The organism is Dyella sp. Tek66A03, assembly GCF_052567735.1.
Map to the genome: position 1 here is coordinate 3,560,246 of NZ_CP199584.1, position 24,580 is coordinate 3,584,825.

Consider the following 24,580-nt stretch of genomic DNA (forward strand, 5'->3'; position numbering starts at 1 on the left):
GCTTGCCGCCTTAAGGCGAGCATCCACCCCTCAGACGAGCAATCGCTCGCACACCGCCCGATAAAGCGACGGCAACTTTTCCAGATCGGCCACCGCGACCGATTCGTCCACCTTATGGATGGTGGCGTTGACGGGACCGAGCTCGACCACTTCCGCCCCCAATGGCGCGATAAAGCGTCCATCGGAGGTACCACCGCCGGTGCTCTCTTCGGGCTCGATACCGCACAACTCACGGCAAACGGCGACCACGGCTTCGCGCACGGCGCCACCCGGCGGCGTGAGGAAGGGCTTCCCGGAGAGCGACCATTCGATCTGCCAGTCCAGACCATGTTTATCGAGCACGGCCTCGCTGCGAGCGCGCAAGTCCGCGGCGCTGCTGGCGGTGCTGTAGCGAAAATTGATCAATGCGGTAAGCATGCCGGGGATGACATTGTTCGCGCCCGTGCCGGCATTGAGATTGGAGACCTGGAACGAGGTGGGTGGAAAATCCTGGTTGCCTTCATCCCAGCGTTCGGCAGCAAGTTCAGCCAACGCTGGCGCAAATGCGTGAATCGGATTCTTCGCTTTCTCCGGATAAGCCACATGGCCTTGCACGCCACGCACCGTAAGCGTGCCCGATAGCGAGCCGCGACGTCCGACGCGGATCAGATCACCGAGCCGCGCCTTGGAAGAAGGCTCGCCTACCACGCACCAGTCAATGCGCTCGCCCGTGGCCCGAAAATGCTCGGCTATGCGGCGCACACCATCGAGATTGGTCGGACCCTCTTCGTCGCTGGTAAGCAGCAGACCAACGCGGCCACGATGGCCCGGATGAGCTTGGACAAACGCTTCCAGCGCCACGGCCATCGCGGCCACCGAACCTTTCATGTCAGCGGCACCGCGACCATACAGATAGCCGTCGCGCACGACGGGATCAAACGGATCGCTGGCCCACTGCTCGACTGGTCCTGTCGGCACCACATCGGTATGCCCGAGAAAAACCAGCAGCGGACCACCACGGCCATGCGTGGCCCACAAGTTGTCGACGTCGCCGAAGCGCAGATGTTCAACCTCGAAACCTGCTGCCGCCAACCGATCACCCAGCAGCTGCTGGCAACCGGCATCATCCGGCGTGACCGAGCGACGACGAATCAGCTCGCAGGTGAGATCGAAGACGGCGGACATGGTTTTCCCTCAAACAAATCGACGACGTGCAGGCATCGCTGCGGTGCTGCACGCCATCATAGGCTGTGCCATCGTCATCCGGTAAGCGCGACGCCCAGGGAGTGGCCAACAGCATAAGTGACGCCTGCCGCTGCGACCGTGATGCCCAGTTGTCGCGCAATCGAGAACAACATGCTACGGCCGGTGAACAAGGCCGTGCCCATGCCGATCAAGGCCAATCCGGCCATCGTGGAGGCGATGCACGCCAGCAAGGCCGCCTGGCCGCTCAGAAACAAATACGGTGCCACCGGAAACAGTGCGCCGAGCGCGAACAGGCAGAACGAGGAAATCGCCGCTCCGTAGGCCGAGCCGCCCAGTTCCTCGGGATCGATGCCAAGGTCCTCGCGTACCAGGGTATCCAGCGCGGTGCGCGGTCGCTCGGCGAGATGCTCGGCCAGGGCCTCGGCCGTCTTCGGCTCCAGTCCTTTCTCGCGATAGATGCCCGCGAGGCTGCGCGTACCGTCTTCCGGTGCTACGGCCAGGCGTTCGGCACGCGCCGAAATCTGCGCCTGATAAAACTCGCGCGAGCTGTTCACCGACAGCCACTCGCCCAGCGCCATGGAACAGGCACCCGCCACCAATCCGGCAAAACCAGCGAGCAGGATGGCATGGTCGCCGGATGCAGCACCGGCCATGCCCATTACCAGGCTGGCGTTGGAAACGAGCCCGTCGTTTGCACCCAGCACCGCCGCGCGCAAGGTGTTGCCGCTTTGCGTGCGATGGCGCCCACTGCGCGTCGTCGGCGTCTGCGGTTCCAAGAAGTGATCGCGATAGCCACTGCGATCCACCGGCGTGGGCAGATGATCGGCATGCTCGAGCCGAACCACCGTGGGCATCACGAACTCGGTACCGAAACGGCGCGCAAACCAGGTCAGCACACGGACACGCGCACCGATCCGTGGCGCCGGCACCTCGGCGCCCAGCTGCTTCAGCCGTTCTTCCCAGAACAGCGCGTTGGCGCGTTCGCCATCGGCAATTCGGCTATAGGCACGGCGCAAGCGTTCGTCGTTGGCCAGCTCGGCCAGCCGATCGTAGAGCGCGGCATTGTCGCGCTCGATACGAAGATTGCTACGGTAGTGGCGTGGCGAACGCGTCTTGCTCATCTCACTTACCAAACCGCTTCTTGAAGCCGTTGTCGGTAAAGCCCACGCTGACCGATCCATCGCCCTGCACCACCACCGGGCGGCGAATCAAGGCTGGATACTCCTTCAGTAGCAGCATCCATTCCGGATCACTGCCGGGGTTCTTGCGCTGCGGTAGCAGGTTGCGCCAAGTGGTGGAGGACTTGTTGACCAACTTCTCCCAACCGCCCAGCTGCTGCGACCACGCTTTCAACGTCGTCGCGGGCACCGGCTGGGCGCGATAGTCGACGAATACATGTTCGACTTCGAAACGATTGAGCCAGTTGCGCGCCTTCTTGCAGGTATCGCAGTTGGGCAGGCCATAAAGCGTGGGAACTGTCATGAATTGAAATCCGTTTTCAGGCGCTGCTGCTTCAACATGCGCCAGATGAAATAGAACGCCGCGGCCGCGCCCAGATGCTTGATGCTATGTCCGCTGATGGCGCCTCCGGTCAGCTGGAATATCTGTGCATCGAGTCTTTCGCAGACAAAGGCGAAGGCATAGCAGGCCAGGGCGGGAATCATCAGCCGACGCCCGGTCCACGGCGTCGGCAACCACGCCAGTGCAAGCAGGATCAACAGGATCGAGCCGGCCTGCGCCATCAGGTACGGCAGGAAGTTTCCGCTGAATTTCCAATACACCACGCTGCCGATGCCGAGCAGGGTCAGCACCAGCAAGGGCAGCAGCGAGCGCCAGTGCAGACGCTCGGCAAACGTCGCGGCGAGCAAGGGCATGAAGACCACCGTCATCGGCAACCGGTCCCATACCAGCCGTGCGTCCGATGGCGCCCAGTGGTAGTAGCTGGAACCGAAAGCCGTAAGCAGCAGACCCAGGAACATCAGGTCATAGCCATAGCGCGAAGCCAAGCCCATGGCACGCACCGCCGGCGTACGCATGACAGCCAGTCCTGCCAATCCGGCCAGCAGGAACGCGATATTGGAGGCGACATTGCCGAAGTTGGGAATGCCGAGCCAGGCGCGCTTGTCCGCGAAATCGTGATAGTCCTGCGGCTGCGCCACCGGCGGCAGCACGCAGGCAAGCACCAGCAACACCACGCCCAGCAACGCCAGTGCGTAAGCACGACGGCGCAGCATACTGGGCAGCGGGGTCACGGGTAACTCCATCATTCGCCGAAGCGCAGCAGTTCGTTGATACCGGTCTTGCTGCGCGTCTTCTCATCCACCTGCTTGACGATGATGGCGGCGTAGAGGCTGTGCGTGCCGTCCTTCGACGGCAGGCTGCCCGCCACCACCACGCTACCCGCCGGCACGCGGCCGTAACTGACTTCACCGGTGGCGCGGTTGTAGATGCGCGTGGACTGGCCGAGGAACACGCCCATGCCGATGACACTGCCCTTCTCCACGATCACGCCCTCGACCACCTCGGAGCGCGCGCCGATAAAGCAGTTGTCCTCGATGATGGTCGGATTGGCCTGCAATGGCTCCAGCACGCCACCGATACCGACGCCGCCAGAAAGATGCACGCCGGCGCCAATCTGCGCGCACGAACCCACCGTGGCCCAGGTGTCGACCATGGTGCCCGCGCCCACATAAGCACCAATGTTCACGTAGCTGGGCATCAGCACCGCGTCCTTGGCCACATGTGCGCCACGACGGACCAGCGCGCCGGGCACTACGCGTGCTCCCAGACCCTCAAGCTCAGCGTCGTTGCCATGGGCGAAACGCAGCGGCACCTTGTCGAACGCCAGCGCCGAGCCACCATCGACCACGCGATTGCCATTAAGGCGGAAGTACAGCAGCACCGCCTTCTTGATCCACTGATTGACCTTCCAGCCGCCCTCGCCATCGGGCTCGGCGACTCGGCGCTCGCCGCTTTCCAGCAGGTCGATCACCTGCTCCACGGCAGGACGCAGATGCGTATCGATCTCAGCCTGGGTCAGTTCGTTGCGGCGCTCGAAGGCGTCATTGATAAGCGTTTCGATGCTTTGCATGGGTGTTCGCTGGCAAGGGAATACCCCAGCATGTTACCCGCCCCGCGGCCTGCGAGAAACGAGTGCCGGCACAACGGTTCTCGCCGCACGCGCGTGGGTTGGCGTTCTTTTTGTAGAAGCGCACCCTGTGCGCGACCATCCGGCAGGACTGCCGGTTTGCACAGCGCCAGCTGCCCGCAGGGCGAGGGCCAAGGAAGGCCCGAGTGAACAACCGACGGAGCGGTAACGCCGTGATCGCGCACAGGGCGCGCTCCTACGGAGGGCGGGGCGGGCCCCTAGGGCCGTCTGACGGTACCCAGCCGTTCCAGTAGCGCGTGCAACAGTCGATCCTGCTGGGCGATGTCCAACGGCGCGTCGTGGCGGTCCGTGATCAGGAAGAAGTCTTCCACGCGCTCGCCAAAGGTGGCGATGCGTGCGTCATGCACGCGCACCCCAGCATCCGTCATCGCCTGGGCCACGGCCGCCAGCAGGCCGGGCCTGTCGCTGCACACCAGGGCCAGGCGCGTGCGTCCGCCAACCGTACTGAACGCGATCTTGGGCGCCGCCTGGAAGTGCTTGAGATGGCGCGACATGCTCCGCCGCGACGGCTGATGTACATGACCTGGCTGGGACAAGGCCCGATGCAGCCGCTGCTTGAGCTCCTCCGCACGTTCGGCCGTGGCCGGCTGTTGCGTGTCGGCCTCAAGCAACAGAAACGTGTCCAATGCCATGCCCGTGGGCGAGCTGAGAATGCGCGCCTCCAAGACCGACAAATGCAGGCGATCGAGCATGGCCGTTACCGCGGCGAACAAGCCATCGCGGTCGGGCACGTAGACAAACAGCTCCGTTGCGCCGCGTATCGACTGGGGGTGAACCGCCACCAGCGGGGTGGCGCCTTTTGCCTGCAGCACGGCCGCGGTCTGCCAGGCGATCTGCTCGGGCCGGTGACGCAGGAAACTCGACTCGGGGAAGCCGCGCCACACACGCCCGCACGCATCGGCCGTGAAACCCTCGCTTTCGAGCAGCGCCATGGCCTGCTCGCGGCAGGCCCGCACCCGTGCCGCGGCATCGGGCGGCAGCTCGTCCTCGCTGCGCATCGCATAACGTGTGGCCGTATAGAGGTCCGCCAGCAGGCGATCCTTCCACCCATTCCATAGCTTCGGGCTGGTCCCGATGATATCGGCGATGGTGAGCAGATAGAGCAGATCCAGCCGCTCGGTGTTATCCAACGCCTCGGCGAAGCGCTGCACCACGTCCGGATCGGTGATGTCCTGCCGCTGCGCGGTGATGCTCATCAGCAGGTGCCAGCGCACCAGCCAGGCGATCAATTGCGTGTCGTCCTCGGCCAGGCCAAGCCGCCGCCCGAAGGCAAGCGCCTCTTCCTCACCGAGCACCGAGTGATCACCGCCGCGCCCCTTGGCGATGTCGTGGAACAAAGCCGCCAGCAACAACAACTCTGGCTTGGCCAGCGTGGGCCATATTTCGCAGGCAATGGGAAACTCAGCCGAGGCGGCCGTATCGGCAAATCGGGCCACATTGCGCAGCACGCGCAGCGTGTGCTCATCCACGGTATAGACATGGAACAGGTCGTACTGCATGCGGCCGAATACCGTGCCGAACGCAGGCAGGATGGCGGCGAGCAGGCCGTGGCGATTCATGCGCCACAGCGCCTCCACCGCCGGGGCACCCAGCCGCAGCAAGCGCAGGAAGCCTGCGAGCACGTCCGCATCGTCGGCCAGCGAGCGCTCCAGCGCCGCGGTAGCCTGGTGAATGCGGCGCATCGTGTCCGCCGTAAAGCCGACAATGCCCGGCTCCCCCAGTCGCACGATAAACGCTTCCACCAGGGCGGCAGGCCGGCGCATGAAAAGATCCGGATCGCGCACCGCAAGGCGCTTGCCGTAACGGATGAAATCCTCACCGACCGCCTGCGCTGCACTTGGGGGCTCGAGCATCTCCTCGAAACGCTCGACAATCTGCACGCCCAGCCGTTCCACCTGGCTGGCCGCGCGGTAGTAGCCCTGCATGAATTGCTCGACGCCGAGATTCTTCTCGTGCTCATCCTCGAACCCGAGCCGTGTGGCGAGCGCTCGCTGGTAGTCGAACAGCAGGCGCTCCTCGGCGCGCCCCGCTTCCAGATGCAAGGCGAATCGGTATCGGCGCAGCGTCGCTTCGGCCTGTTCGAGCGTGTTCTTCTCGGCGGGATCGAGCAGCCCCTCGCCCACCATGTCATCGAAATCGTCCGCATGCGCGAGGCGACGTCCGAGCCAGCGCAGCGCATCGAGCGTACGCAAGCCGCCCGGGCCATCCTTGAGGTTGGGCTCGAGGTTGTAAGCCGTATCGTTGTAGCGCGCATGGCGTGCATCGCGCTCGGCCAGGCGCACGGCCAGGTAAGCGGGGGGAGGCCACAACGTCGGATCGCTGGCGATGGCCTCGATGCTCTCCTCCAACGCCGGGTCACCCACCAGTCGCCGCGCATCCAGCAGGCTGGTGAACACGCTGGCGTCGTGCGCCGCCAGCGCACGGCATTGCGGCAGGTCGCGCACCGCGTGCCCCACCTTCAAACCGATATCCCACAAGGTGGCGAAGCACTGCTCCAGCGCTCGCAGGCGCGCCGGATCGGACGGGCCGACCAGCGCCAGCAAATCCACATCCGAATGCGGAAACAGCAGGCCGCGGCCGAAACCACCCACGGCGAACAAGGCGGCGCCGGAGACGTCACCCAGGCATGCATTCCACACATGCACCACGACGCGTTGCACGGATTCGCTACGCCGCCGCGCCAGCGCGGTGGCGTCAGCGCCATCGCGAAAGGCCGTGGCGAGCGCGCGATCCACGTCGCCCAGCAACTGCCGCAGTGCGCGACGCGCATCGCTCGACACGCCCGAGCGCGGGACTACCGTCGGCAGACGCGGTAGCGGGGGCAGCACGACGGGGCTTTCGGGCATGGGGCGTGGGTTCCGCGGTGCGCAGCCAGGGTTGAGATGCAAGTCTGCCACGGCGGGGCCGCTGGATTCAGGATTGGCGCGCGACTCCTGCGGCTGCCCTCCGCTGTCACTGGCGATCATCCTGTAGGCGCACCCTGTGCGCCCCTACAAAAAAACCGAACTCAGTTCAGCCTGCGTCGGGCCAGGGCGTCAGGATCTCAAACCCATCGTCAGTCACCGCGATGGTGTGTTCCCACTGCGCCGACAGCGAGTGATCCTTGGTGACCACGGTCCAGCCATCCGGCAGTTGCTTGGTCTGCGGCTTGCCGGCGTTGATCATCGGCTCGACCGTGAAGGTCATGCCCTTCTTCAACTCCAGTCCCGTGCTTGGGCGGCCGTAGTGCAGCACCTGCGGTTCGTCGTGATAGACCTTGCCAATGCCATGGCCGCAATACTCACGTACCACCGAGAAACCCGCTGCTTCGGCGTGTTTCTGGATGGCGTGACCGATGTCGCCGAGCGTGGCGCCCGGACGCACGGCCTGGATGCCTTGCATCATCGCCTCGTAGGTCGTATCGACCAGGCGCCTGGCCAGCACCGACGGCGTGCCGACGAAGTACATGCGACTGGTATCGCCGTGCCAACCGTCTTTAATGACGGTGACGTCGAGATTGATGATGTCGCCGTCCTTCAGCAGCTTGCCCGGAGTGGGAATGCCGTGGCAGATCACGTGATTGACCGACGTGCACAACGTCTTCGGGAAGCCGTTGTAGCCGACGTTGGCGGGAGTCGCCTTTTGCACGTTCACAATGTGCTCGTAGGCAAGACGGTCCAGGTCTTCGGTGGTGACGCCAGGCTTGACGTGCTCCTTGAGCATGGCCAGCACTTCGGCGGCCAGCTGGCCGGCCACGCGCATGCCCTGGAGGTCTTCGGGGGTTTTCAATGTAACTGCCATAGTTCCGCTCACATGGCGTCAAACCGGCCGCATTCAAGCGATGCACCTGCCGGCGACTTGCCGCTACGCCGGCTTACCGGCTACAATTTCGAAGTTTTGCTGACCTCATGTGTCCGTTTCGTCGGATCCCACATGACGTCGCAATGCGAGGGAGATTGTAACCGCGATGCGGCACAAGCTCCCAAGTCCTTGAATGGACTATCAAACGCCACACACGCGTCGGCACCGCCTTCGGGGTGCCTCGGTTTGCCTTTACAGATAACAGGCTACCGCGGTCGAAGTCGGGGATGCGTGGAGGTCCCAACCCCCGGGCTCATAAAGCCCTATGAAATTGGAGTTACACCATGGCTCAAGTCACCATGCGTCAGATGCTCGAAGCTGGCGTGCATTTCGGTCACCAGACCCGTTACTGGAACCCGAAGATGGCCCCGTACATCTTTGGTGCGCGCGGCAAGATCCACATCATCAATCTCGAAAAGACCCTGCCGCTGTTCACCGACGCGATGAACTTCCTGTCGGCGATCGCGCAGAAGCGCGGCACCGTGCTGTTCGTCGGCACCAAGCGCTCCGCCCGTGAGCCGTTGGCCGAGGAAGCCGCACGCGCTGGCATGCCCTTCGTCACCGCTCGCTGGCTCGGCGGCATGCTGACCAACTTTCGCACGGTCAAGCAGTCGGTTGCTCGCCTGAAGGAGCTGGAAGCGGCTGAGACCGATGGCAGCTTCGAGAAGCTGGTCAAGCACGAAGTGCTGGCTCGTCGCCGTGAGCGCGACAAGCTCCAGAACTCGCTGGGCGGCATCAAGGACATGAACCGTCTGCCGGACGCGCTGTTCATCATCGATATCGGCCACGAAGACATCGCCGTGCAGGAAGCCAAGAAGCTCGGCATTCCGGTCATCGCCGTGGTCGACACCAACTACAACCCGGAACTGGTCGACTACGCCATCCCGGGCAACGACGACGCCATCCGCGCCATCCAGCTGTACGCCCGCGCCGCTGCCGACTCGATCCTGGAAGGCAAGGCCGCTGCGCCGTCTGCCGCCCAGGGCGACGCCAACGAGTTCGTCGAGCTGGACGAGGAAGGCAACCCGGTTGCCAAGGACGAGCGCAAGGCTGCTCCGCCGCGCCGCGACAACCGTGGTCCGGCCAAGAAGGGCGCTGGTGCGCCGCCGCGTCGTGACGGCGGTCGTGGCCGCGGTCGTGGCGACGAATCGGCACCCGACGCCGAGTAAGCCTGCCCTGCCCCGGTCCGCAAGGGCCGGGGCGCATCAAAGATTTTGAGGAACCCCGATGACTGCCATTACCGCAAAACTGGTTAGCGAACTGCGCGAGCGTTCGGGCGCCGGCATGATGGATTGCAAGAAGGCCCTGGTCGAGAACAGCGGCGACATCGAAGCCGCGGTCGAATACCTGCGCAAGACCGGCCTGGCCAAGGCCGACAAGAAGGCCAGCCGCGTCGCCGCTGAAGGCCTGATCGCCGCTGCTTCCGCCAACGGCCAGGCCGTACTGGTCGAAATCAACAGCGAAACCGACTTCGTCTCCAAGGCGCCGAACTTCAAGGAGTTCACCGACTCCGTCGCCAACGTCGCCCTGACGTCCGGCGCCGCTGACGTCGACGCGTTGAAGGCTACCGCCTACCCGGCTGGCGGCACGGTCGAAGAAGCCACCAAGACGCAGATCGCCACCATCGGCGAGAACATCCAGGTGCGCCGCATGGTTCGCATCGCTAACGATGGCCCGCTGGCCACGTACCTGCACGGCGGCCGCATCGGCGTGATCGTGGCGCTCAAGGGCGGCTCGGAAGAGCTGGCCAAGGGCATCGCCATGCACGTGGCGGCCATGAACCCGCCGCACATCAAGCCCGAGGACGTCCCGGCCGAGTTCATCGCCAAGGAAAAGGACATCGCGCTGAGCCAGATGACCGACAAGGACAAGGCCAAGCCGGCCGAGATCCTGGAAAAGATCATCTCCGGCAAGATCAACAAGATCGTCTCGGAAGTGACCCTGGTCGGCCAGCCGTACGTGCTGGACACCAATGTCACCGTGGGCGACGCCCTCAAGAAGGAAGGCGCCGACGTCGTTGCCGTGGCCCGTCTGGTCGTGGGCGAAGGCATCGAGAAGGTGCAGGAAGACTATCTGGCCGAAGTCGCGAAGGCGATGCAGGTCTAAGGACCTCACCACCTTCGGGTCAAGAAAAGCCGCGGGCAACCGCGGCTTTTCTTTTTTGGCGAAAGCCGTCTTACAGTCCGGCCCGCCGCCCTTCGAAGCTCGGCGCCATGCCGCGCCCTATGCCGACGCCCAGCCTGCCGCGGGGCGCCCCTCCCTCGACGCGGCGGCATAAAACTCTTACCCGTTCGCGTCGCTGTCGTTACAATACGCGCGTTTTGCCCCACACAATCCGGAGATCCCATGAGCGCCCAGCTTAACTATCGTCGTATCCTGCTCAAGCTCTCCGGTGAAGCCCTGATGGGCGAGGCCGATTACGGCATCGACCCGAAAGTCATCGGCCGCCTCGCCGACGAAATCATCGAAGTGCAGAGGGCCGGCATCCAGATCGGCGTAGTCATCGGCGGCGGTAATATCTTCCGCGGCGCCGGCCTCGCGGCGGCCGGCATGGATCGCGTCACCGGCGACCACATGGGCATGCTGGCCACGGTGATGAACGCGTTGGCCATGCAGGACGCCATCGAGCGGCGCGGCGGCTTTGCCCGCGTGATGAGTGCCATCCCGATCCACGACGTCGCCGAGGACTACATCCGCCGCCGCGCGATCCGCCATATCGAGAAGGGTCGCATCGTGCTGTTCGCCGCCGGCACCGGCAACCCGTTCTTCACCACCGACTCGGCTGCCGCGTTGCGCGCCGTGGAAGTGGGCGCGAACCTGCTGCTCAAAGCGACCAAGGTCGATGGCGTCTACACCGCCGACCCGGCACATCACGCCGACGCCACCCGCTACGACCATCTCACCTACGACCAGGTGATCGAGCGCAAGCTGGCAGTGATGGATACCGCCGCGATCGCCCTGTGCCGCGACCATGGCATGCCACTGCGCATCTACGACATGACGGTACCCGGCAGCCTCATGCACATCATGCGCGGCGAAGCGATCGGCACGCTCGTTTCCGAAGACTGATCCACGCGGCTCCGGCCCTGCCCGGAGCCGTTCCCCAGCGGCTTTCGGGCCAACCCTGCCTGCTATACTCGCGGGCTTGCACGCTATACCGGGTGACTTCCATGCTTAACGACATCAAGACCGATGCCCAGACCCGCATGGGCAAGAGCATCGACTCGCTCAAGCACGACCTGACTCGCCTGCGCACCGGCCGCGCCAGTACCGCGCTGGTGGAAGGCATCAAGGTGCCCTATTACGGTTCGGACATGCCGCTGAACCAGGTCGCCACGATTGCACTGGGCGACTCGCGCTCCATCATCATCACCCCGTTCGAAAAAAGCCTGATCGCGCCGATCGAAAAAGCCATCATGGCCTCGGACGTCGGCATCACGCCGACCACCGCCGGCGTGGTGATCCGCCTGAACATGCCGCCGCTGACGGAAGAGCGCCGCAAGGATCTCGCCAAGCACGTGGCGCACGAAGGCGAGAACGCCAAGGTCGCCATTCGCAATGTGCGTCGCGATGCCTTGCAGCAGGTCAAGGATCTGCTCAAGGAAAAGCTGATCACCGAAGACGACGAGCGCAAGGCCGAGGACGAGATCCAGAAGCTGACCGACCGCTTCGTCAAGGACGTCGACAGCGCGGTGAAGCACAAGGAAGAGGAGCTGATGGCGCTCTGAGCGCCATCACCCCTGCACCATGACGAATGCCGATCCCGCGCGGATACCGCGCCACATCGCCATCGTGATGGATGGCAACGGCCGCTGGGCGAAACTGCGCCACCGGCCGCGTACCTTTGGCCACAACGCCGGACGCAAGGCGGTCCGCAACGTGGTCGAGGGCTGCCTGCGCCAGGGCGTCAAGGTACTCACCCTGTTCGCGTTCTCCAGCGAGAACTGGCAGCGTCCGAAGGAAGAGGTCGGCGCGTTGATGGAACTGTTCCTGCGCGCCCTGGACAAGGAAGTGGACGAACTGCACAGCAACGAGGTGCGCCTGCGTTTCGTGGGTGACCTCAGTGCCTTCGACGACGGCATGCGCCAGCGCATGACCGCCGCCATGGCGCGTACGGCCGGCAACGATGCCCTGCATCTGAACGTGGCCATGAATTACGGCGGTCGCTGGGACATCGTGCAGGCCGCACGCAAGGCTGCCGAGGCGGTAGCGCGCGGCGAACTGCGTGCGGACGAGATCGACGAAGCCCTGCTCGGCCACTGGATGAGCCTGGCGGACCTGCCGCCACTCGATCTTTTCATCCGCACCGGCGGCGAATGCCGCGTCAGCAATTTCCTACTGTGGCAGCTGGCTTACGCTGAGCTACATTTCACCGATACCCTTTGGCCCGACTTTGATCAGGCTTGCCTGAGCAGTGCCATTGAGGACTATGCACGCCGCGAACGCCGCTTCGGCCGTACCGGCGAGCAAGTCGCCCAGCGCTAACCCAAGGACCCAAATGCTGCTCCAGCGCACCCTTACCGCACTGCTGCTCGCTCCGTTGGTGATCCTGCTGATCCTGCTGGCACCGAACTGGCTGTTTGCCCCCATCGTCGCCATCGCCTTTCTCGCTGCCATGTGGGAATGGACCAGTCTTTCCGGCGTGCAGAACACCGCGTTACGTGCCGTATTCGTAGCGTTTACCGCGGTGCTGCTGGCCTTGTGCTGGTGGCTGCGCGATACCGCCGCATGGCCGCTGCTGATTGGTATCGGCGTCGCCTGGTGGGTGCTCACGGGACAATGGTTGCGCCATTTCGCCTTCGCGGCCGCGCCGACGCGCGAAAACCGCCTGATCAAGCTGGGGGCAGGACTCTTGGTGATCGTGCCCGCATGGGTGGCGGTAGTGGCTATCCATGGTTCGGGGGATCACGGTCAATGGTGGACTCTGCTCGCCTTGTTCATCGTCTGGGCGGCGGATATCGGCGCTTATTTCAGTGGCCGCCAGTTCGGCCGCCGCAAGCTGGCGCCCACGATCAGCCCGGGCAAGACCTGGGCAGGCGTCTATGGTGCCTTCGTCGCCGGGGCGCTGGTCGCCCTGGGCGGCGGTTTGCTGCTGGGCGTGGGTGACGGCAAGCTGATCGGCTTGCTCACGCTGTCGGTGGTTGTGGTGGTTGCATCGATCGTCGGCGACTTGCTGGAAAGCCTGATGAAGCGACACGCCGCGGTGAAGGATTCCGGCAGCCTGTTTCCCGGCCACGGTGGCCTGCTCGACCGTCTCGACAGCGTCTTCGCGGCCATGCCCGTGTTCGCCGCCGGCATGCTCTTGCTTAGCCTATGAGCACCAGCGTTTTGCGAAACGTCGCGGTGCTTGGCGCCACCGGCTCGATCGGTGGCAGCACGCTCGACGTGATCGCCCGCCACCCGGATCGCTTCCGCGCCAGCGTGCTCACGGCGCATAGCAATGTCGCGGCGCTGGCGGAGCTGTGCGGCCGCCACCAGCCCGACCTGGCCGTCATCGCCGACCCTGCCCTGGAGGGCGAGCTGGCGCGTCGCCTGGCCGCTGCGAGGGTGCGCTGCGAGATTGCCAGCGGCCATGACGCCATCACAGCTGCCGTGGCAGGCGCGCTGTGCGACACCGTGGTCGCCGCCATCGTCGGCGCCGCCGGCCTGGACTCCACCCTGGCTGCCGCACGCACCGGCAAGCGCCTGCTGCTGGCCAACAAGGAATCCATCGTGATGGCCGGTCCGCTGCTGCTGGAGGCGCTTGCCGCCGGTGGCGGCGAGCTGATTCCGGTGGATTCCGAGCACAACGCGATCTTCCAGTGCCTGCCCGGCGGCCGTTCCGAGCTGGTTCGCAGCGGCGTACGTCGCCTGATCCTCACCGCTTCGGGCGGCCCGTTCCGCGGCCGCACGCGCGCCGAACTCGCCGGGATCACCCCCGAACAGGCCTGCAAACACCCCAATTGGGTCATGGGCCGCAAGATTTCGGTCGATTCGGCCACCTTGATGAACAAGGGTCTCGAGGTCATCGAGGCGCATCACCTGTTCGGCGCGCCGGCCGACGCCATCGAGGTGCTGGTGCACCCCCAGAGCCTGGTGCATTCGCTGGTCGATTACGTCGATGGCTCGGTGCTGGCGCAACTGGGCAACCCGGACATGCGCACCGCCATTGCCCACGCGCTGGCCTGGCCCGAGCGGATCGCCGCGGGCGTGCCGCCGCTCGACCTCGCCGCATGCGCACCGCTGGCGTTCGAGCAGCCCGACCTTGCCACCTTCCGCTGCCTCGCGCTGGCCTTCCAGGCGCTGCGCGCGGGCGGCGACGCACCGGCCATTCTCAACGCCGCGAACGAAGTGGCGGTCGAGGCCTTTCTGGCCGGTGGCCTGCCCTTCCTGGCCATTGCCGATCTGGTGGAGAGCGTACTTACGGAACTGCCGGCCGAACGCGTGGTCGATCTCCAGTCTCTGAATGAACGCGACCGGACGGCCCGTGATGCCGCCCGACGCATTCTCCGCAACGTCTGCTGACAAGCCTGATAAGCTCTTACTGATGAATCCTTTCTTTGGCTCGGTGTTCTGGTTACTCGTCACGCTCGGCGTGCTGGTCACCTTTCACGAATTTGGCCACTACTGGGTAGCACGGCGCTGCGGCGTCAAGGTGCTGCGTTTCTCCGTGGGCTTCGGCAAGGCGATCTGGAAACGCATCGGCCGCGACGGCACCGAGTACCAGGTAGCCATGATCCCGCTCGGCGGCTACGTGAAGATGCTCGACGCCCGCGAAGGCGACGTCGATCCCGCCCTGGCCGGGCAGGAATTCACCGGCAAGCCGGTGTGGCAACGCATTGCCATCGTCGCGGCGGGTCCGGGCTTCAATCTGATCTTCACCATCGTGGCGTTCTGGCTGATGTTCATGCTGGGCAAGCCGGACGTGGCGCCCGTAATCACCGCCGCGCCGCAGAGCCTTGCAGCCAAAGCGGGGATTCGCGCGGGCGATCGCATCCTCAGTGTCGACGGCAAGCCAGTGGCGACCTGGAGCGACTCCATGGACACCATCGCCAACGGCATGCTGGGGCGCGACCCGCTGCCTGTCCAGGTGCGCGGCACCGATGGCACGCAACGCCAGCTGGTGCTCCCGCTGAATCAACTGCCTGCGGGCGAGGATATCGGCCAATACCTGGACAAGCTGGGCCTGAACCTGGCGCCGTTGCCGCCCGTAGCCGCCACGGTTCTCCCCGGCAAGCCGGCTGAACAAGCGGGCATGAAGGGTGGCGACCGGATCCTCAGCATCAATGGCCAGACGGTCACCAGCTATCAGGATTTCCAGCGACTGATTCCGCAAGAAGCGGCGAAGTCGCCATCCTTGCAGGTGATCGTCGAGCGCGATGGCAAGTCCCTGCCGCTGTCAGTCACCGCGCGCATGGAGTCGCTGGAGGGCCAGCCGACCAACTGGGTGATCGGCGTGTCTCCGCTCGAGCGGGAGCAAGCGGTGCTCCGCTATGGGCCGCTCAAGGCCATGGGCGCATCGCTGCAGACCACCTGGGACAGCACCGCGGCCACTTTCAACATGATCGGCAAGATGCTGACCGGCCAGGCGTCGACCAAGAACCTGTCGGGAGTCATCGGCATCGCCCAGGTCGCGAACGCGTCGGCGAACATGGGAGCCGGTTGGTTCCTGAGCTTCCTGGCCATGGTTTCGCTAAGTCTTGCGATTCTCAACCTGTTGCCGATCCCCGTCTTGGACGGCGGTTACCTGCTGTATTACCTTATTGAGTTGGTCAAGGGCAGCCCTGTCAGTGAGCGTGTGATGATGGCCGGCCAGTATGTCGGCCTGGTCCTGCTATTCACGTTAATGGGGTTGGCCTTCTACAACGACATCCATCGCATCCTGCCCTCGTGACGCGCGCTGCTAGTTTGACAAGCCGTGCAGTGTCCGGGAGCGATGGCATGCTCATGACCCGCACTTTGACGTGCGCGGCCAAGCGGCATGGCGGTGGTTTACCCGACGCATCTGGGGAAGATGCAAGCACCCTTTCAAGGCTGGGCTTGTCCTGGCTTCACGGATTGATCGGGGCGGCCTCATCAGCTGCCTCATCGGAATAACACCAACGGAATCGACGATGAAGCGTATCGCCGCCCTGATCTTGCTTGCCTCACTGTCCGCCAATGCTCTTGCATTCGACCCGTTCGTCGTTTCCGACATCCGTATCGATGGCCTCAGCCGTATTTCCACCGGCACGGTGCTCAATTACCTGCCCATCAATAAGGGTGATCGCCTGACCAACGACGGTGCCCAGCGCGCCGTTCGCGCGTTGTACCAGACCAAGTTCTTCAGTGACGTGCAGGTCGACCGCGAGGGCGACATCATGGTCATCAAGGTGGTCGAGCGTCCCTCGATCGCCAAGCTGACGCTGCGCGGCAACAAGGACATCAAGGAAGACGATCTGCGCAAGGGCCTCAAGGAGATCGGCCTGTCCGAAGGCGAGACCTTCGATCGCCTGTCGCTGGACCGCGTGCAGCAGGAACTGATTCGCCAGTACTACAACCGCGGCAAGTACAACGTGTCGGTCGAACCGCACGTGACGAATCTTGACCGCAACCGCGTGTCCATCGATATCGAGATCCGCGAAGGCAAGGTTGCCAAGATCCAGGAAATCAACATCGTCGGCAACACGGCGTTCACCGACAAGGAAATCCGCAAGGGTTTCGAGTCGAGCACGCCCAACTTGCTGTCCTGGTATTCCAAGGACGACCAGTATTCGCGCGAGAAGCTTTCCGGTGACCTGGAGAAGCTGCAGTCCTACTACATGGACCGCGGCTACGCCGACTTCGGCGTCGACTCCACCCAGGTGACGATCGCGCCCGACAAGCGCTCCATGTACATCGCCGCCAGCGTCAAGGAAGGCGATATCTACACGATTTCCGAGGTGCACCTGCTTGGCGAGCTGATCCTCCCCGAGGATTCGCTGCGCCAGCTGGTGTATGTCCGCAAGGGCGACACCTTCAACCGCAAGGCGATTGAGGCAAGCACCAACGCGATCAAGAACATCCTTGCCGGCATCGGCTATGCGTTCGCCAAGGTGACGCCGGTCCCGAAGCTGGACAAGGACAAGCGCACCGTCGACCTCACGCTCTACATCGAGCCGGGCAAGCGCGTGTATGTCCGTCGCATCAACTTCCAGGGCAATACACGCACCGAAGACGATGTGATGCGTCGTGAAATGCGCCAGCTCGAGGGCAGCTGGTTCTCGCAGCCAGCCATTGACCGCTCCAAGATTCGTCTGCAGCGACTGGGCTATTTCAAGACGGTCACGATCGACAAGGCGCTGGTGCCGGGCACGGAAGACCAGGTCGACCTGACGGTGAAGGTGGAAGAACAGTCCGCCGGCAGCCTGATGTTCGGCGTGGGCTATTCGCAGTACTCGGGCATCATCCTGTCCGCGTCGGTCTCGCAGAACAACTTCCTGGGCACGGGTGACAGCTTCTCGGTGGGCGCGTCACGCAGCGATTATTCGACCAGCGTCAACGCGAACTACTTCAACCCGTACCTGACCGACAGCGGTGTCGGTATCGGCTACAACGTCGGCTACACCAAGTCGAACTACGGCGATACCAACTCCACCTTCGTCAACTACACCAGCAGTGTGAAGTCGGGATCCAGCTTCCTGAGCTTCCCGATCTCGGAAACGGACAACATCCGTACCGGCCTGGGCATCAGCAGCAACAAGATCAACCTCAGCTATCAGTACCTGTCCACGGACGCGAACGGCAACCCAATCACCCAGACGGTTAACTACTCGCCGCAGGTATTGATCGACTACCAGAACGCGATCGGTCACCAGACCATCCACACCTGGGACGCGACGGTAGGCTGGACTCACGACACCCGCAACGGTTACTGGGCGCCGACCCGTGGCGGCTTGATCTCGCTGTCCACGGACATCGCCCTGCCCGGTTCCACCGTGCAGTACTACAAGATTGCCGGCGAAGCGAACCACTACTGGCCCATCGGCAAGGGCTTCGTGCTCTATGTGGATGGCCAGCTGGGTTACGGCCAGACCTATGGCCAGACCTTCCCCTATGACGGTGGCACGACCTATACAGCGGGCGAAAAGGTCACCTATCCGTTCTGGGAGAACTACTACTCGGGCGGTGTGCGCGACGTGCGCGGCTTCCAGGACAACACCCTGGGTCCCCGCCTCTGCGTCGGCACCATGGCCGACCCGAAGAACCCGAGCCGGCAGATTCCGATCGAGCCGAACGCCGATGGCACCTGTTCGGGCAGCGTCTATAGCTACGCACAGCCGGTCGGCGGCGCGTTCAAGGTGTTGGGCACGGCCGAGCTGTACCTGCCGCTGCCGTTCCTCAAGGACATCAACACCGCCCGCGTGTCGTGGTTCGTCGACGTCGGCAACGTCTATCCGACCTACTCGAGCTTCACCGCCAGCACGCTACGCGTATCGACCGGCCTGTCGCTGCACTGGCAGGCGCCGATCGGCCCGCTGATCATCAACTTCGCGTTCCCCCTGCGTACCCAGGCGAGCGACGGCCACTACGAAGAGCGCATCCAGTTCACCTTCGGCAGTCAGTTCTAATGCACTGAATTGCCCAGGACTGAGACATAAAGAAGGCGCGGCGAAGCCGCGCCTTCTTTTTCTGGACCCCTCGAAGGGCCTGACGCCCTACAATGGTCCGATTGCAGGGAGCCATGCATGAGCATTTTCCATATCACCGTGGCCGAACTCGCCGAACGGTTCGGCCTCGAATTTCGCGGCGATGGTGCGCGCGTCATTGACGGCGTCGCCACGCTGGCCAGTGCCGGCCCCAGCCAGCTGAGCTTTCTCTCCAACAACAAGTACGCGGCACAACTCACCGGCACCAGCGCCGGTGTCGTGGTGATGCGCGAGGAAAACGTCGCCGACAGCCCCGTCCCCGCGCTGGTCGCGCGTGACCCCTATGTGGCCTACGCGAAGATCGCCGTGCTGTTCGAGCGCAAGCCTGCCGCGCCTCATGGCATCCATCCCAGCGCCGTGGTTGCCGCCAGTGCGCGCGTGTCGCCGACCGCCAGCGTTGGCCCCTGCTGCGTGATCGAAGACGATGCGGTGGTGGAAGACGGCGTGATCCTGGGTCCCCATTGCATCGTCGGTCCGGACTGCACGGTAGGTGCGCAGTCGCGCCTGGTAGCGAGGGTGACCCTGGTCGCCAGCGTCACCCTGGGCAAGCGCGTGCTGGTCCATCCCGGCGCGGTGATCGGTTCGGACGGTTTCGGCCTGGCCTTTGATCGCGACCACTGGATCAAGTTGCCCCAGCTGGGCGGTGTACGCATAGGTGACGACTGCGAGATCGGGGCCAATACCACCATCGATCGCGGTGCGCTGGACGATACGGTGCTGGAAGAGGATGTCCGCCTGGACAACCAGATCCAGATTGCCCACAACGTCTACATCGGTGCACATACAGCCATGGCAGGATGCGCAGCGGTGGCTGGCAGCGCCAAGATCGGGCGCTATTGCATGATCGGCGGCAACGCCGGCGTACTGGGCCATCTGGAGCTGGGCGACCGGGTTAACATCACCGCCAAGAGCTTGGTTACACATTCCATACGCGAGCCGGGTGAATATGCTTCGGGCATTCCGTTACAGGAGAGTCGCCTGTGGCGGCGCAATGCGGCCCGTTTCAAGCATCTGGACGAATACGTGCGCCGCCTCTCGGCGCTAGAGAAGGACAAAAACAATGAGTGACCTCACCGTCCCCTTCCACCTGCCGGTGACTGTGGAACAGATCCAGCAACTGCTGCCCCATCGCTACCCGTTCCTGCTGGTGGATCGCGTCATCGAGCTGGTGCCCGACGAAAGCATCGTGGCGATCAAGAACGTGACGATCAACGAGCCGTTCTTCGACGGGCATTTCCCGGGCCACCCGGTCATGCCGGGCGTGCTGGTGATCGAGTCCATGGCGCAGACCGCCGGCCTGCTCACCCAGATCTCGCGCCGCCTCAAGGGCAACACGGGTAGCGCGCTGTTCTACCTGGTCAAGGTGGACAATGCGCGCTTCAACGCACCGGTCGTGCCGGGCGACCAGCTTCGCCTCGAAGTGACGCTAAAGCGCCTTCTGCGCAGCATGGGCCTGTTTGAAGCGCGCACGTTGGTCGACGGCAAGGTCGTGGCCAGCTGCGAACTGATGTGTGCTGCGAGGTCCGAGAAATGATCCATCCCACCGCGCAGATCGATCCCTCCGCCGTCATCGGCGACAACGTCAGTATTGGTGCATACAGCGTCATTGGTGCCGACGTGCAGATCGGTGACGGCACGGTGATCGGCCCCCACGTGGTGATCGAAGGCCCCACGCGCATCGGTCGCGACAATCGCATCAGCCAGTTCGCGTCCTTGGGCGGCGCGCCGCAGGACAAGAAATTTGCCGGCGAGCACAGCGAACTGGTCATTGGCGACCGTAACCTGATCCGCGAATTCGTCACCATCAACCGGGGTACCGGCGATGGTGGCGGCGCCACCCGTCTCGGCAACGACAACTGGGTGCTGGCCTATGTGCACATCGCGCATGACTGCCACATCGGCAACAACACCGTGTTCTCCAACTACTCGGCGCTGGCCGGGCACGTGGAAATCGGTGACTGGGTCGTCATGGCCGGTTTCTCGGGTGCCCATCAGTTCTGCAAGGTCGGTGCGCATGCGTTCATCGGCATGGGTTGCCTGGTTGGGTCCGACGTGCCGCCGTTCGTGACGATGGCCAATGATCAACGCGGCCGTCCCCGCGGCATCAATAGCGAAGGCCTCAAGCGCCGCGGCTTCGACGCTCCGCGCATCTCCGCGATCAAGCGCGCCTATCGCACGCTCTACATGGCCGGCCTGACCTTGGCCGATGCGCGCGAACAACTAACGGAACAGGCCAATGGCAGCGAGGATGTGCGCGCCATGCTCGAGTTCCTTGATCGCAGCGAGCGGGCATTGGCACGCTGATATGAGCTCCGCTCATATCAGCCCTTCAGGCGCACGCTCCGGCTCTGGCGGCTAACGCAAAGCCATGCCCCCCGTCGAAGCAACCACTCAAGCCCCACTCATCGCCCTGATCGCCGGAGAAGATTCCGGCGACCAGCTCGGCGCCGACCTCATCACCGCGCTTCGCCGCCGCTACCCTGATGCGCGTTTCGTCGGCATTGGTGGCGCGCGCATGCAAGCGGTCGGTTTTGAGTCCTGGCACGACATCAAAGAGCTCTCGCTATTCGGTTTCGCCGAGGTCGTGTCGCACCTGCCGCGTCTGCTGCGGTTGCGCAAGGAACTGCTGGCACGACTGATCGCCGCCAAACCATCGGTCGTGGTCGGCATCGACGCGCCGGATTTCAATCTGGGTGTGGAAAAGCGACTGCGACAGGCCGGCCTGCGCACGGTGCACTATGTGAGCCCGTCGGTATGGGCCTGGCGCGAGAAACGCGCCGAGAAGATCGGGCTCAGTGCCGATCGCGTGCTTTGCCTCTTTCCCATGGAACCGGCCATCTATGCGCGGCACGGTATCGACGCCCGCTTTGTCGGCCATCCGCTGGCCGATCGTTTTGCGCTGGTGTCCGACCGGGTTGGAGCGCGTGCGTTCCTGCAGTTGTCGCAGAATGCACCGGTGCTTGCCGTGCTGCCCGGTAGTCGGGCCTCCGAAGTGGCGCAGCTGGGCCGCAGCTTCCTCGATGCCGCACGCCAGGTGGCTGCCAACCTACCCGGTCTTCGCATCGTGATCCCGGCTGCCAACGAGCGCGTCAAAGCCAGCATCAAGGCCCTGCTGGGCGATGCACAGGGCGACGATGCGCCGGTGCTGCTCGACGGCCACGCGCACGAGGCGATGCTGGCGGCCGACGTGGTCTTGCTTGCCTCAGGCACGGCGGCACTGGAAGCGATGCTGGCCAAGCGTCCGATGGTGGTGGGCTATCGCGTCTCGCCCGTGAGCTATCGCATTGCGCGCGCGCTCAACATGCTCAAGACCGATGTCTATGCCCTGCCCAATATTCTCGCCCGCGCCAATGGGATGGGCGAGAACATCGTGCTCGTCCCCGAACTGATGCAGGACGATTTCACCGCCGACAAGCTTGCCGCCGCGACGCTTGCGTTGTTCCACGACAGCGAACGCCGTGGCGCCATCGTGGCGGCTTTCGAGCAACTGCATCTGGCCTTGCGCGGCGATCTCGAGGGTCATGCCGGCGATCTGGCGGCAACGGCCGTCGCCGAGTTGATCGAGGCACCGCGTGGCCGCTAGAAAGATCATCGCCAGCGTCGAAGGCTTGCTCATCGCCGGCGTCGATGAGGCCGGTCGAGGGCCGCTCGCGGGACCCGTGGCAGTGGCCGCCGTCATTCTCCATCCGGCCCGCCCGATCGAAGGCCTCAATGACTCCAAGAAGCTGAGCGAAGCGAAGCGCGAGGCGCTCTATCCTCAAATCATCAGCCAGGCCGTGGCCTACTGCGTGGTCATGGTGATGCCCGAGGAGATCGATCGGCTCAACATTTTCCAGGCCACCATGACCGGCATGTGCCGCGCACTGGTCGGGCTCAGCCCCTCAGCGCAGGAAGCTTGGATCGATGGCAACGCGCTACCTCGCGACCTGCCCTGCGCAGGTCGGGCCATCGTTGGCGGTGACGCGCTTGAGCCTGCGATCAGCGCGGCGTCCATCCTCGCCAAGGTCAGCCGCGACCGTTGGATGGTGGAGCTCGATCGCGAGCATCCCGGCTACGGCTTCGCCGTGCACAAGGGCTATCCCACGCCGGCGCATCTGGCATCGCTGAAGCGACTCGGCCCGTGCCCGCATCACCGCCGCAGCTTCGCACCGGTGAAGCTGCTGGTGGACCAGGGCGTGTTGTTCTGATCGCAGCTAAAGCCGTGAACATTGCGGACTGACGCCACCGATTGAGCGCGCGAGCCCAGCCTGGCTGTTGCGCGCTCCCGCATCTGAATTGCGCTGCGCCGCATGCCGCCGTGACGCAAATAGCCGTCCATATAAGACGCGCCTTGGCAGTCGTCACAAGCATCAATGAGGCCAAGATTAACGCGGCCCCCCATGCCCAATGACCCACGCCGACGGCCATGAAGTGGCGTTAGAATGCAGTCGTCAAGCGGGCCTCCCGGCTCTCGACCAGGCTCTGGCAAAGTCGGGAACTAACGGAACAGCCCGTTCTCTTTTCGATAAGCACTCTTGAGGCAACCTTTTCCGCCATTGCTGCATCCCAACGGATACAGGAAGCGAAGCCACCGGGCCGAACACCCCAGAGCCCACGCCAACCCAACCGATACGCCCGATTCCGCGGCGCGGTGCACTTCCGACAAAGCATGGACGCGAGATCAACCCGCGTGATCCAGTCCCTCATGCGGCCCTGAGACACTCAACGCGCGCATTAGACCGCAGGAGTCGTGTCATGACGCTTCCCAACCGCCCGCAAAACGCCACATCGCCAGGCGAACGCGAGACCTCCAACGCCGCGAAACTCCTCACCCCGGAGGAGCTCACCGCCATCGTCGACGCGGAGTATCAACACGTCGACTATGACCGGCACCCGTTCGCCGTGCCGAGTCTCGACCACTACATCGAAAACCCCATGGGAGGCGAGCTTTTTCACATCTCATGAATGAACCGAGCTAGCGACCATCAACACGCGCGCGCAGCAGGCTGTGGCGGTTGCCTCCACCCGCAACCGCCATAAGCCTACTTTTCATCCCCGTTCCACCACGCATCTGCCTGCCCCCTTTGCGCTAACCTGCCCCTATCAAAGGGGGGACGCATGCAACGTTCAGTCAGATATACGCTCGCCATGATCATGCTGGTCGTGGCGTCGGTGGCCAGCGCAAGACCGGGCGAAGGAGACGTGGCGCCGGATTACCTTGGCCGCGACCGAAGCGGCAACGAAATCCACGTCAGCGCGCTGCGCGGCAAGGTGGTCATCGTCACCTTCTGGGCGTCTTGGTGTGGCTACTGCATGAAGGAGCTGCCGATCCTGGCCGCCATCCAGAAACTCGCCGGTCCGGCGCAGTTGCAGGTGGTGGCCGTCAGCCACGATGACTCGCTCGACATCTTTACCAAGATCCGCAACAAGCTGAAGGATCTGGATCTCATCCTTACCTACGATGCGGGCGACCAGCGCATTGCCAAACCCTACGGCGTCAAGGGCATCCCGCACATGGTGATGATCAGCCGCGACGGCCGCATCGCCCATACGCATGTCGGCTATGGCGAAGACATGCTTGACGACATTGCCAGCGAGATCAACGAACTGCTAGCCGCACCGGCGCCTCCAACCAACGCTGCGCCAGCATCCCCGGCGGCCGTGGCATCGCCGTAAGCCCTGCAGCGAGCGGAGGGGCGACACATCGATGGATGTCAATTCTTGCCCACCCCGGTCGGCACCGCTAGGCTGAGCATCCATT

General features: G+C 64.0%; 23 protein-coding genes. 16 read left to right on the top strand and 7 right to left on the bottom strand.

Translation table 11 applies throughout. The features are described from left to right. Nucleotides 1-30 precede the first annotated feature (30 nt). From dapE to map, 7 genes are all read right to left on the bottom strand, one after another. A complete protein-coding gene (gene dapE, locus ACT01B_RS15855; RefSeq protein ID WP_445144198.1) occupies nucleotides 31-1,164 on the bottom strand; it encodes a succinyl-diaminopimelate desuccinylase in 1,134 nt (377 codons plus the stop codon). Nucleotides 1,165-1,238: 74 nt separating this feature from the next. Next, the gene (locus tag ACT01B_RS15860; protein WP_445144199.1) at nucleotides 1,239-2,306 is read right to left on the bottom strand and encodes a VIT1/CCC1 transporter family protein; all 1,068 of its coding nucleotides are present in this window, start codon (nucleotides 2,304-2,306) and stop codon (nucleotides 1,239-1,241) included. 1 nt (nucleotide 2,307) lies between these two features. Then, complete coding sequence (locus tag ACT01B_RS15865) at nucleotides 2,308-2,667, bottom strand: arsenate reductase (RefSeq protein ID WP_445144200.1); 360 nt, start codon at nucleotides 2,665-2,667, stop codon at nucleotides 2,308-2,310. Next, the gene (locus ACT01B_RS15870; RefSeq protein WP_445144201.1) at nucleotides 2,664-3,437 is read right to left on the bottom strand and encodes a ceramidase domain-containing protein; all 774 of its coding nucleotides are present in this window, start codon (nucleotides 3,435-3,437) and stop codon (nucleotides 2,664-2,666) included. The genes ACT01B_RS15865 and ACT01B_RS15870 overlap by 4 nt, the downstream gene beginning before the upstream one ends. Nucleotides 3,438-3,448: 11 nt before the next feature. Continuing rightward, nucleotides 3,449-4,276: a 2,3,4,5-tetrahydropyridine-2,6-dicarboxylate N-succinyltransferase gene (gene dapD / locus ACT01B_RS15875; protein WP_445144202.1), complete on the bottom strand. Its 828-nt coding sequence runs from the start codon at nucleotides 4,274-4,276 to the stop codon at nucleotides 3,449-3,451. 275 nt (nucleotides 4,277-4,551) lie between these two features. Next, entirely contained in the window at nucleotides 4,552-7,200 is a 2,649-nt protein-coding gene (gene glnD, locus ACT01B_RS15880; protein WP_445144203.1) for a [protein-PII] uridylyltransferase, read from the bottom strand. 166 nt (nucleotides 7,201-7,366) lie between these two features. Continuing rightward, the gene (gene map / locus ACT01B_RS15885; RefSeq protein ID WP_445144204.1) at nucleotides 7,367-8,134 is read right to left on the bottom strand and encodes a type I methionyl aminopeptidase; all 768 of its coding nucleotides are present in this window, start codon (nucleotides 8,132-8,134) and stop codon (nucleotides 7,367-7,369) included. Between the two features lie 344 nt (nucleotides 8,135-8,478). Between map and rpsB the strand changes: the two genes are divergently transcribed. The 16 genes from rpsB to ACT01B_RS15965 all read left to right on the top strand — a co-directional run bounded on the left by rpsB (nucleotide 8,479) and on the right by ACT01B_RS15965 (nucleotide 24,495). Further along, entirely contained in the window at nucleotides 8,479-9,363 is an 885-nt protein-coding gene (gene rpsB, locus ACT01B_RS15890) for a 30S ribosomal protein S2 (RefSeq protein WP_445144205.1), read from the top strand. A gap of 58 nt (nucleotides 9,364-9,421) precedes the next feature. Then, the gene (gene tsf / locus ACT01B_RS15895; RefSeq protein ID WP_445144206.1) at nucleotides 9,422-10,300 is read left to right on the top strand and encodes a translation elongation factor Ts; all 879 of its coding nucleotides are present in this window, start codon (nucleotides 9,422-9,424) and stop codon (nucleotides 10,298-10,300) included. 240 nt (nucleotides 10,301-10,540) lie between these two features. Continuing rightward, entirely contained in the window at nucleotides 10,541-11,263 is a 723-nt protein-coding gene (gene pyrH / locus ACT01B_RS15900; RefSeq protein ID WP_445144207.1) for a UMP kinase, read from the top strand. A gap of 101 nt (nucleotides 11,264-11,364) precedes the next feature. Next, nucleotides 11,365-11,922 carry a ribosome recycling factor gene (gene frr, locus ACT01B_RS15905; RefSeq protein ID WP_445144208.1) on the top strand — a complete coding sequence of 186 codons (558 nt, stop codon included), beginning with the start codon at nucleotides 11,365-11,367 and terminating at the stop codon, nucleotides 11,920-11,922. A gap of 19 nt (nucleotides 11,923-11,941) precedes the next feature. After that, the gene (gene uppS / locus ACT01B_RS15910; RefSeq protein WP_445144209.1) at nucleotides 11,942-12,679 is read left to right on the top strand and encodes a polyprenyl diphosphate synthase; all 738 of its coding nucleotides are present in this window, start codon (nucleotides 11,942-11,944) and stop codon (nucleotides 12,677-12,679) included. A gap of 13 nt (nucleotides 12,680-12,692) precedes the next feature. Then, a complete protein-coding gene (locus ACT01B_RS15915) occupies nucleotides 12,693-13,511 on the top strand; it encodes a phosphatidate cytidylyltransferase (RefSeq protein ID WP_445144210.1) in 819 nt (272 codons plus the stop codon). Continuing rightward, the gene (locus ACT01B_RS15920) at nucleotides 13,508-14,698 is read left to right on the top strand and encodes a 1-deoxy-D-xylulose-5-phosphate reductoisomerase (RefSeq protein WP_445144211.1); all 1,191 of its coding nucleotides are present in this window, start codon (nucleotides 13,508-13,510) and stop codon (nucleotides 14,696-14,698) included. The genes ACT01B_RS15915 and ACT01B_RS15920 overlap by 4 nt, the downstream gene beginning before the upstream one ends. 22 nt (nucleotides 14,699-14,720) lie before the next feature. After that, entirely contained in the window at nucleotides 14,721-16,067 is a 1,347-nt protein-coding gene (rseP, locus tag ACT01B_RS15925; RefSeq protein WP_445144212.1) for an RIP metalloprotease RseP, read from the top strand. Nucleotides 16,068-16,287: 220 nt separating this feature from the next. Continuing rightward, the gene (gene bamA / locus ACT01B_RS15930; RefSeq protein ID WP_445144213.1) at nucleotides 16,288-18,762 is read left to right on the top strand and encodes an outer membrane protein assembly factor BamA; all 2,475 of its coding nucleotides are present in this window, start codon (nucleotides 16,288-16,290) and stop codon (nucleotides 18,760-18,762) included. Nucleotides 18,763-18,879: 117 nt separating this feature from the next. Then, a complete protein-coding gene (lpxD, locus tag ACT01B_RS15935; RefSeq protein ID WP_445144214.1) occupies nucleotides 18,880-19,908 on the top strand; it encodes a UDP-3-O-(3-hydroxymyristoyl)glucosamine N-acyltransferase in 1,029 nt (342 codons plus the stop codon). Then, complete coding sequence (gene fabZ, locus ACT01B_RS15940; protein WP_445144215.1) at nucleotides 19,901-20,374, top strand: 3-hydroxyacyl-ACP dehydratase FabZ; 474 nt, start codon at nucleotides 19,901-19,903, stop codon at nucleotides 20,372-20,374. The genes lpxD and fabZ overlap by 8 nt, the downstream gene beginning before the upstream one ends. Further along, nucleotides 20,371-21,144 (top strand): acyl-ACP--UDP-N-acetylglucosamine O-acyltransferase, encoded by a 774-nt coding sequence (gene lpxA, locus ACT01B_RS15945; RefSeq protein WP_445144216.1) that lies wholly within the window; start codon nucleotides 20,371-20,373, stop codon nucleotides 21,142-21,144. The genes fabZ and lpxA overlap by 4 nt, the downstream gene beginning before the upstream one ends. Before the next feature lie 64 nt (nucleotides 21,145-21,208). Next, on the top strand, nucleotides 21,209-22,423 hold the full coding sequence (gene lpxB, locus ACT01B_RS15950; RefSeq protein ID WP_445144217.1) for a lipid-A-disaccharide synthase: 1,215 nt from the start codon (nucleotides 21,209-21,211) through the stop codon (nucleotides 22,421-22,423). Beyond that, complete coding sequence (rnhB, locus tag ACT01B_RS15955; RefSeq protein WP_445144218.1) at nucleotides 22,413-23,027, top strand: ribonuclease HII; 615 nt, start codon at nucleotides 22,413-22,415, stop codon at nucleotides 23,025-23,027. Before lpxB ends, rnhB begins: the two co-directional genes overlap by 11 nt. Before the next feature lie 547 nt (nucleotides 23,028-23,574). Further along, nucleotides 23,575-23,784: a hypothetical protein gene (locus tag ACT01B_RS15960; RefSeq protein WP_445144219.1), complete on the top strand. Its 210-nt coding sequence runs from the start codon at nucleotides 23,575-23,577 to the stop codon at nucleotides 23,782-23,784. A gap of 153 nt (nucleotides 23,785-23,937) precedes the next feature. Next, complete coding sequence (locus ACT01B_RS15965) at nucleotides 23,938-24,495, top strand: TlpA family protein disulfide reductase (protein WP_445144220.1); 558 nt, start codon at nucleotides 23,938-23,940, stop codon at nucleotides 24,493-24,495. Nucleotides 24,496-24,580 lie beyond the last annotated feature (85 nt).

What these genes read in the sequence shown, in the direction of transcription:
- ACT01B_RS15965 (WP_445144220.1), top strand. Translation starts at nt 23,938, where the DNA reads ATGCAACGTTCAGTCAGATATACGCTCGCCATGATCATGCTGGTCGTG.
- tsf (WP_445144206.1), top strand. Translation starts at nt 9,422, where the DNA reads ATGACTGCCATTACCGCAAAACTGGTTAGCGAACTGCGCGAGCGTTCG.
- ACT01B_RS15915 (WP_445144210.1), top strand. Translation starts at nt 12,693, where the DNA reads ATGCTGCTCCAGCGCACCCTTACCGCACTGCTGCTCGCTCCGTTGGTG.
- lpxB (WP_445144217.1), top strand. Translation starts at nt 21,209, where the DNA reads ATGCCCCCCGTCGAAGCAACCACTCAAGCCCCACTCATCGCCCTGATC.
- bamA (WP_445144213.1), top strand. Translation starts at nt 16,288, where the DNA reads ATGAAGCGTATCGCCGCCCTGATCTTGCTTGCCTCACTGTCCGCCAAT.
- pyrH (WP_445144207.1), top strand. Translation starts at nt 10,541, where the DNA reads ATGAGCGCCCAGCTTAACTATCGTCGTATCCTGCTCAAGCTCTCCGGT.
- rpsB (WP_445144205.1), top strand. Translation starts at nt 8,479, where the DNA reads ATGGCTCAAGTCACCATGCGTCAGATGCTCGAAGCTGGCGTGCATTTC.
- ACT01B_RS15920 (WP_445144211.1), top strand. Translation starts at nt 13,508, where the DNA reads ATGAGCACCAGCGTTTTGCGAAACGTCGCGGTGCTTGGCGCCACCGGC.
- frr (WP_445144208.1), top strand. Translation starts at nt 11,365, where the DNA reads ATGCTTAACGACATCAAGACCGATGCCCAGACCCGCATGGGCAAGAGC.
- ACT01B_RS15960 (WP_445144219.1), top strand. Translation starts at nt 23,575, where the DNA reads ATGACGCTTCCCAACCGCCCGCAAAACGCCACATCGCCAGGCGAACGC.
- ACT01B_RS15865 (WP_445144200.1), bottom strand. Translation starts at nt 2,667, where the DNA reads ATGACAGTTCCCACGCTTTATGGCCTGCCCAACTGCGATACCTGCAAG.
- lpxA (WP_445144216.1), top strand. Translation starts at nt 20,371, where the DNA reads ATGATCCATCCCACCGCGCAGATCGATCCCTCCGCCGTCATCGGCGAC.
- uppS (WP_445144209.1), top strand. Translation starts at nt 11,942, where the DNA reads ATGACGAATGCCGATCCCGCGCGGATACCGCGCCACATCGCCATCGTG.
- map (WP_445144204.1), bottom strand. Translation starts at nt 8,134, where the DNA reads ATGGCAGTTACATTGAAAACCCCCGAAGACCTCCAGGGCATGCGCGTG.
- rseP (WP_445144212.1), top strand. Translation starts at nt 14,721, where the DNA reads ATGAATCCTTTCTTTGGCTCGGTGTTCTGGTTACTCGTCACGCTCGGC.
- lpxD (WP_445144214.1), top strand. Translation starts at nt 18,880, where the DNA reads ATGAGCATTTTCCATATCACCGTGGCCGAACTCGCCGAACGGTTCGGC.
- ACT01B_RS15860 (WP_445144199.1), bottom strand. Translation starts at nt 2,306, where the DNA reads ATGAGCAAGACGCGTTCGCCACGCCACTACCGTAGCAATCTTCGTATC.
- fabZ (WP_445144215.1), top strand. Translation starts at nt 19,901, where the DNA reads ATGAGTGACCTCACCGTCCCCTTCCACCTGCCGGTGACTGTGGAACAG.
- glnD (WP_445144203.1), bottom strand. Translation starts at nt 7,200, where the DNA reads ATGCCCGAAAGCCCCGTCGTGCTGCCCCCGCTACCGCGTCTGCCGACG.
- dapE (WP_445144198.1), bottom strand. Translation starts at nt 1,164, where the DNA reads ATGTCCGCCGTCTTCGATCTCACCTGCGAGCTGATTCGTCGTCGCTCG.
- dapD (WP_445144202.1), bottom strand. Translation starts at nt 4,276, where the DNA reads ATGCAAAGCATCGAAACGCTTATCAATGACGCCTTCGAGCGCCGCAAC.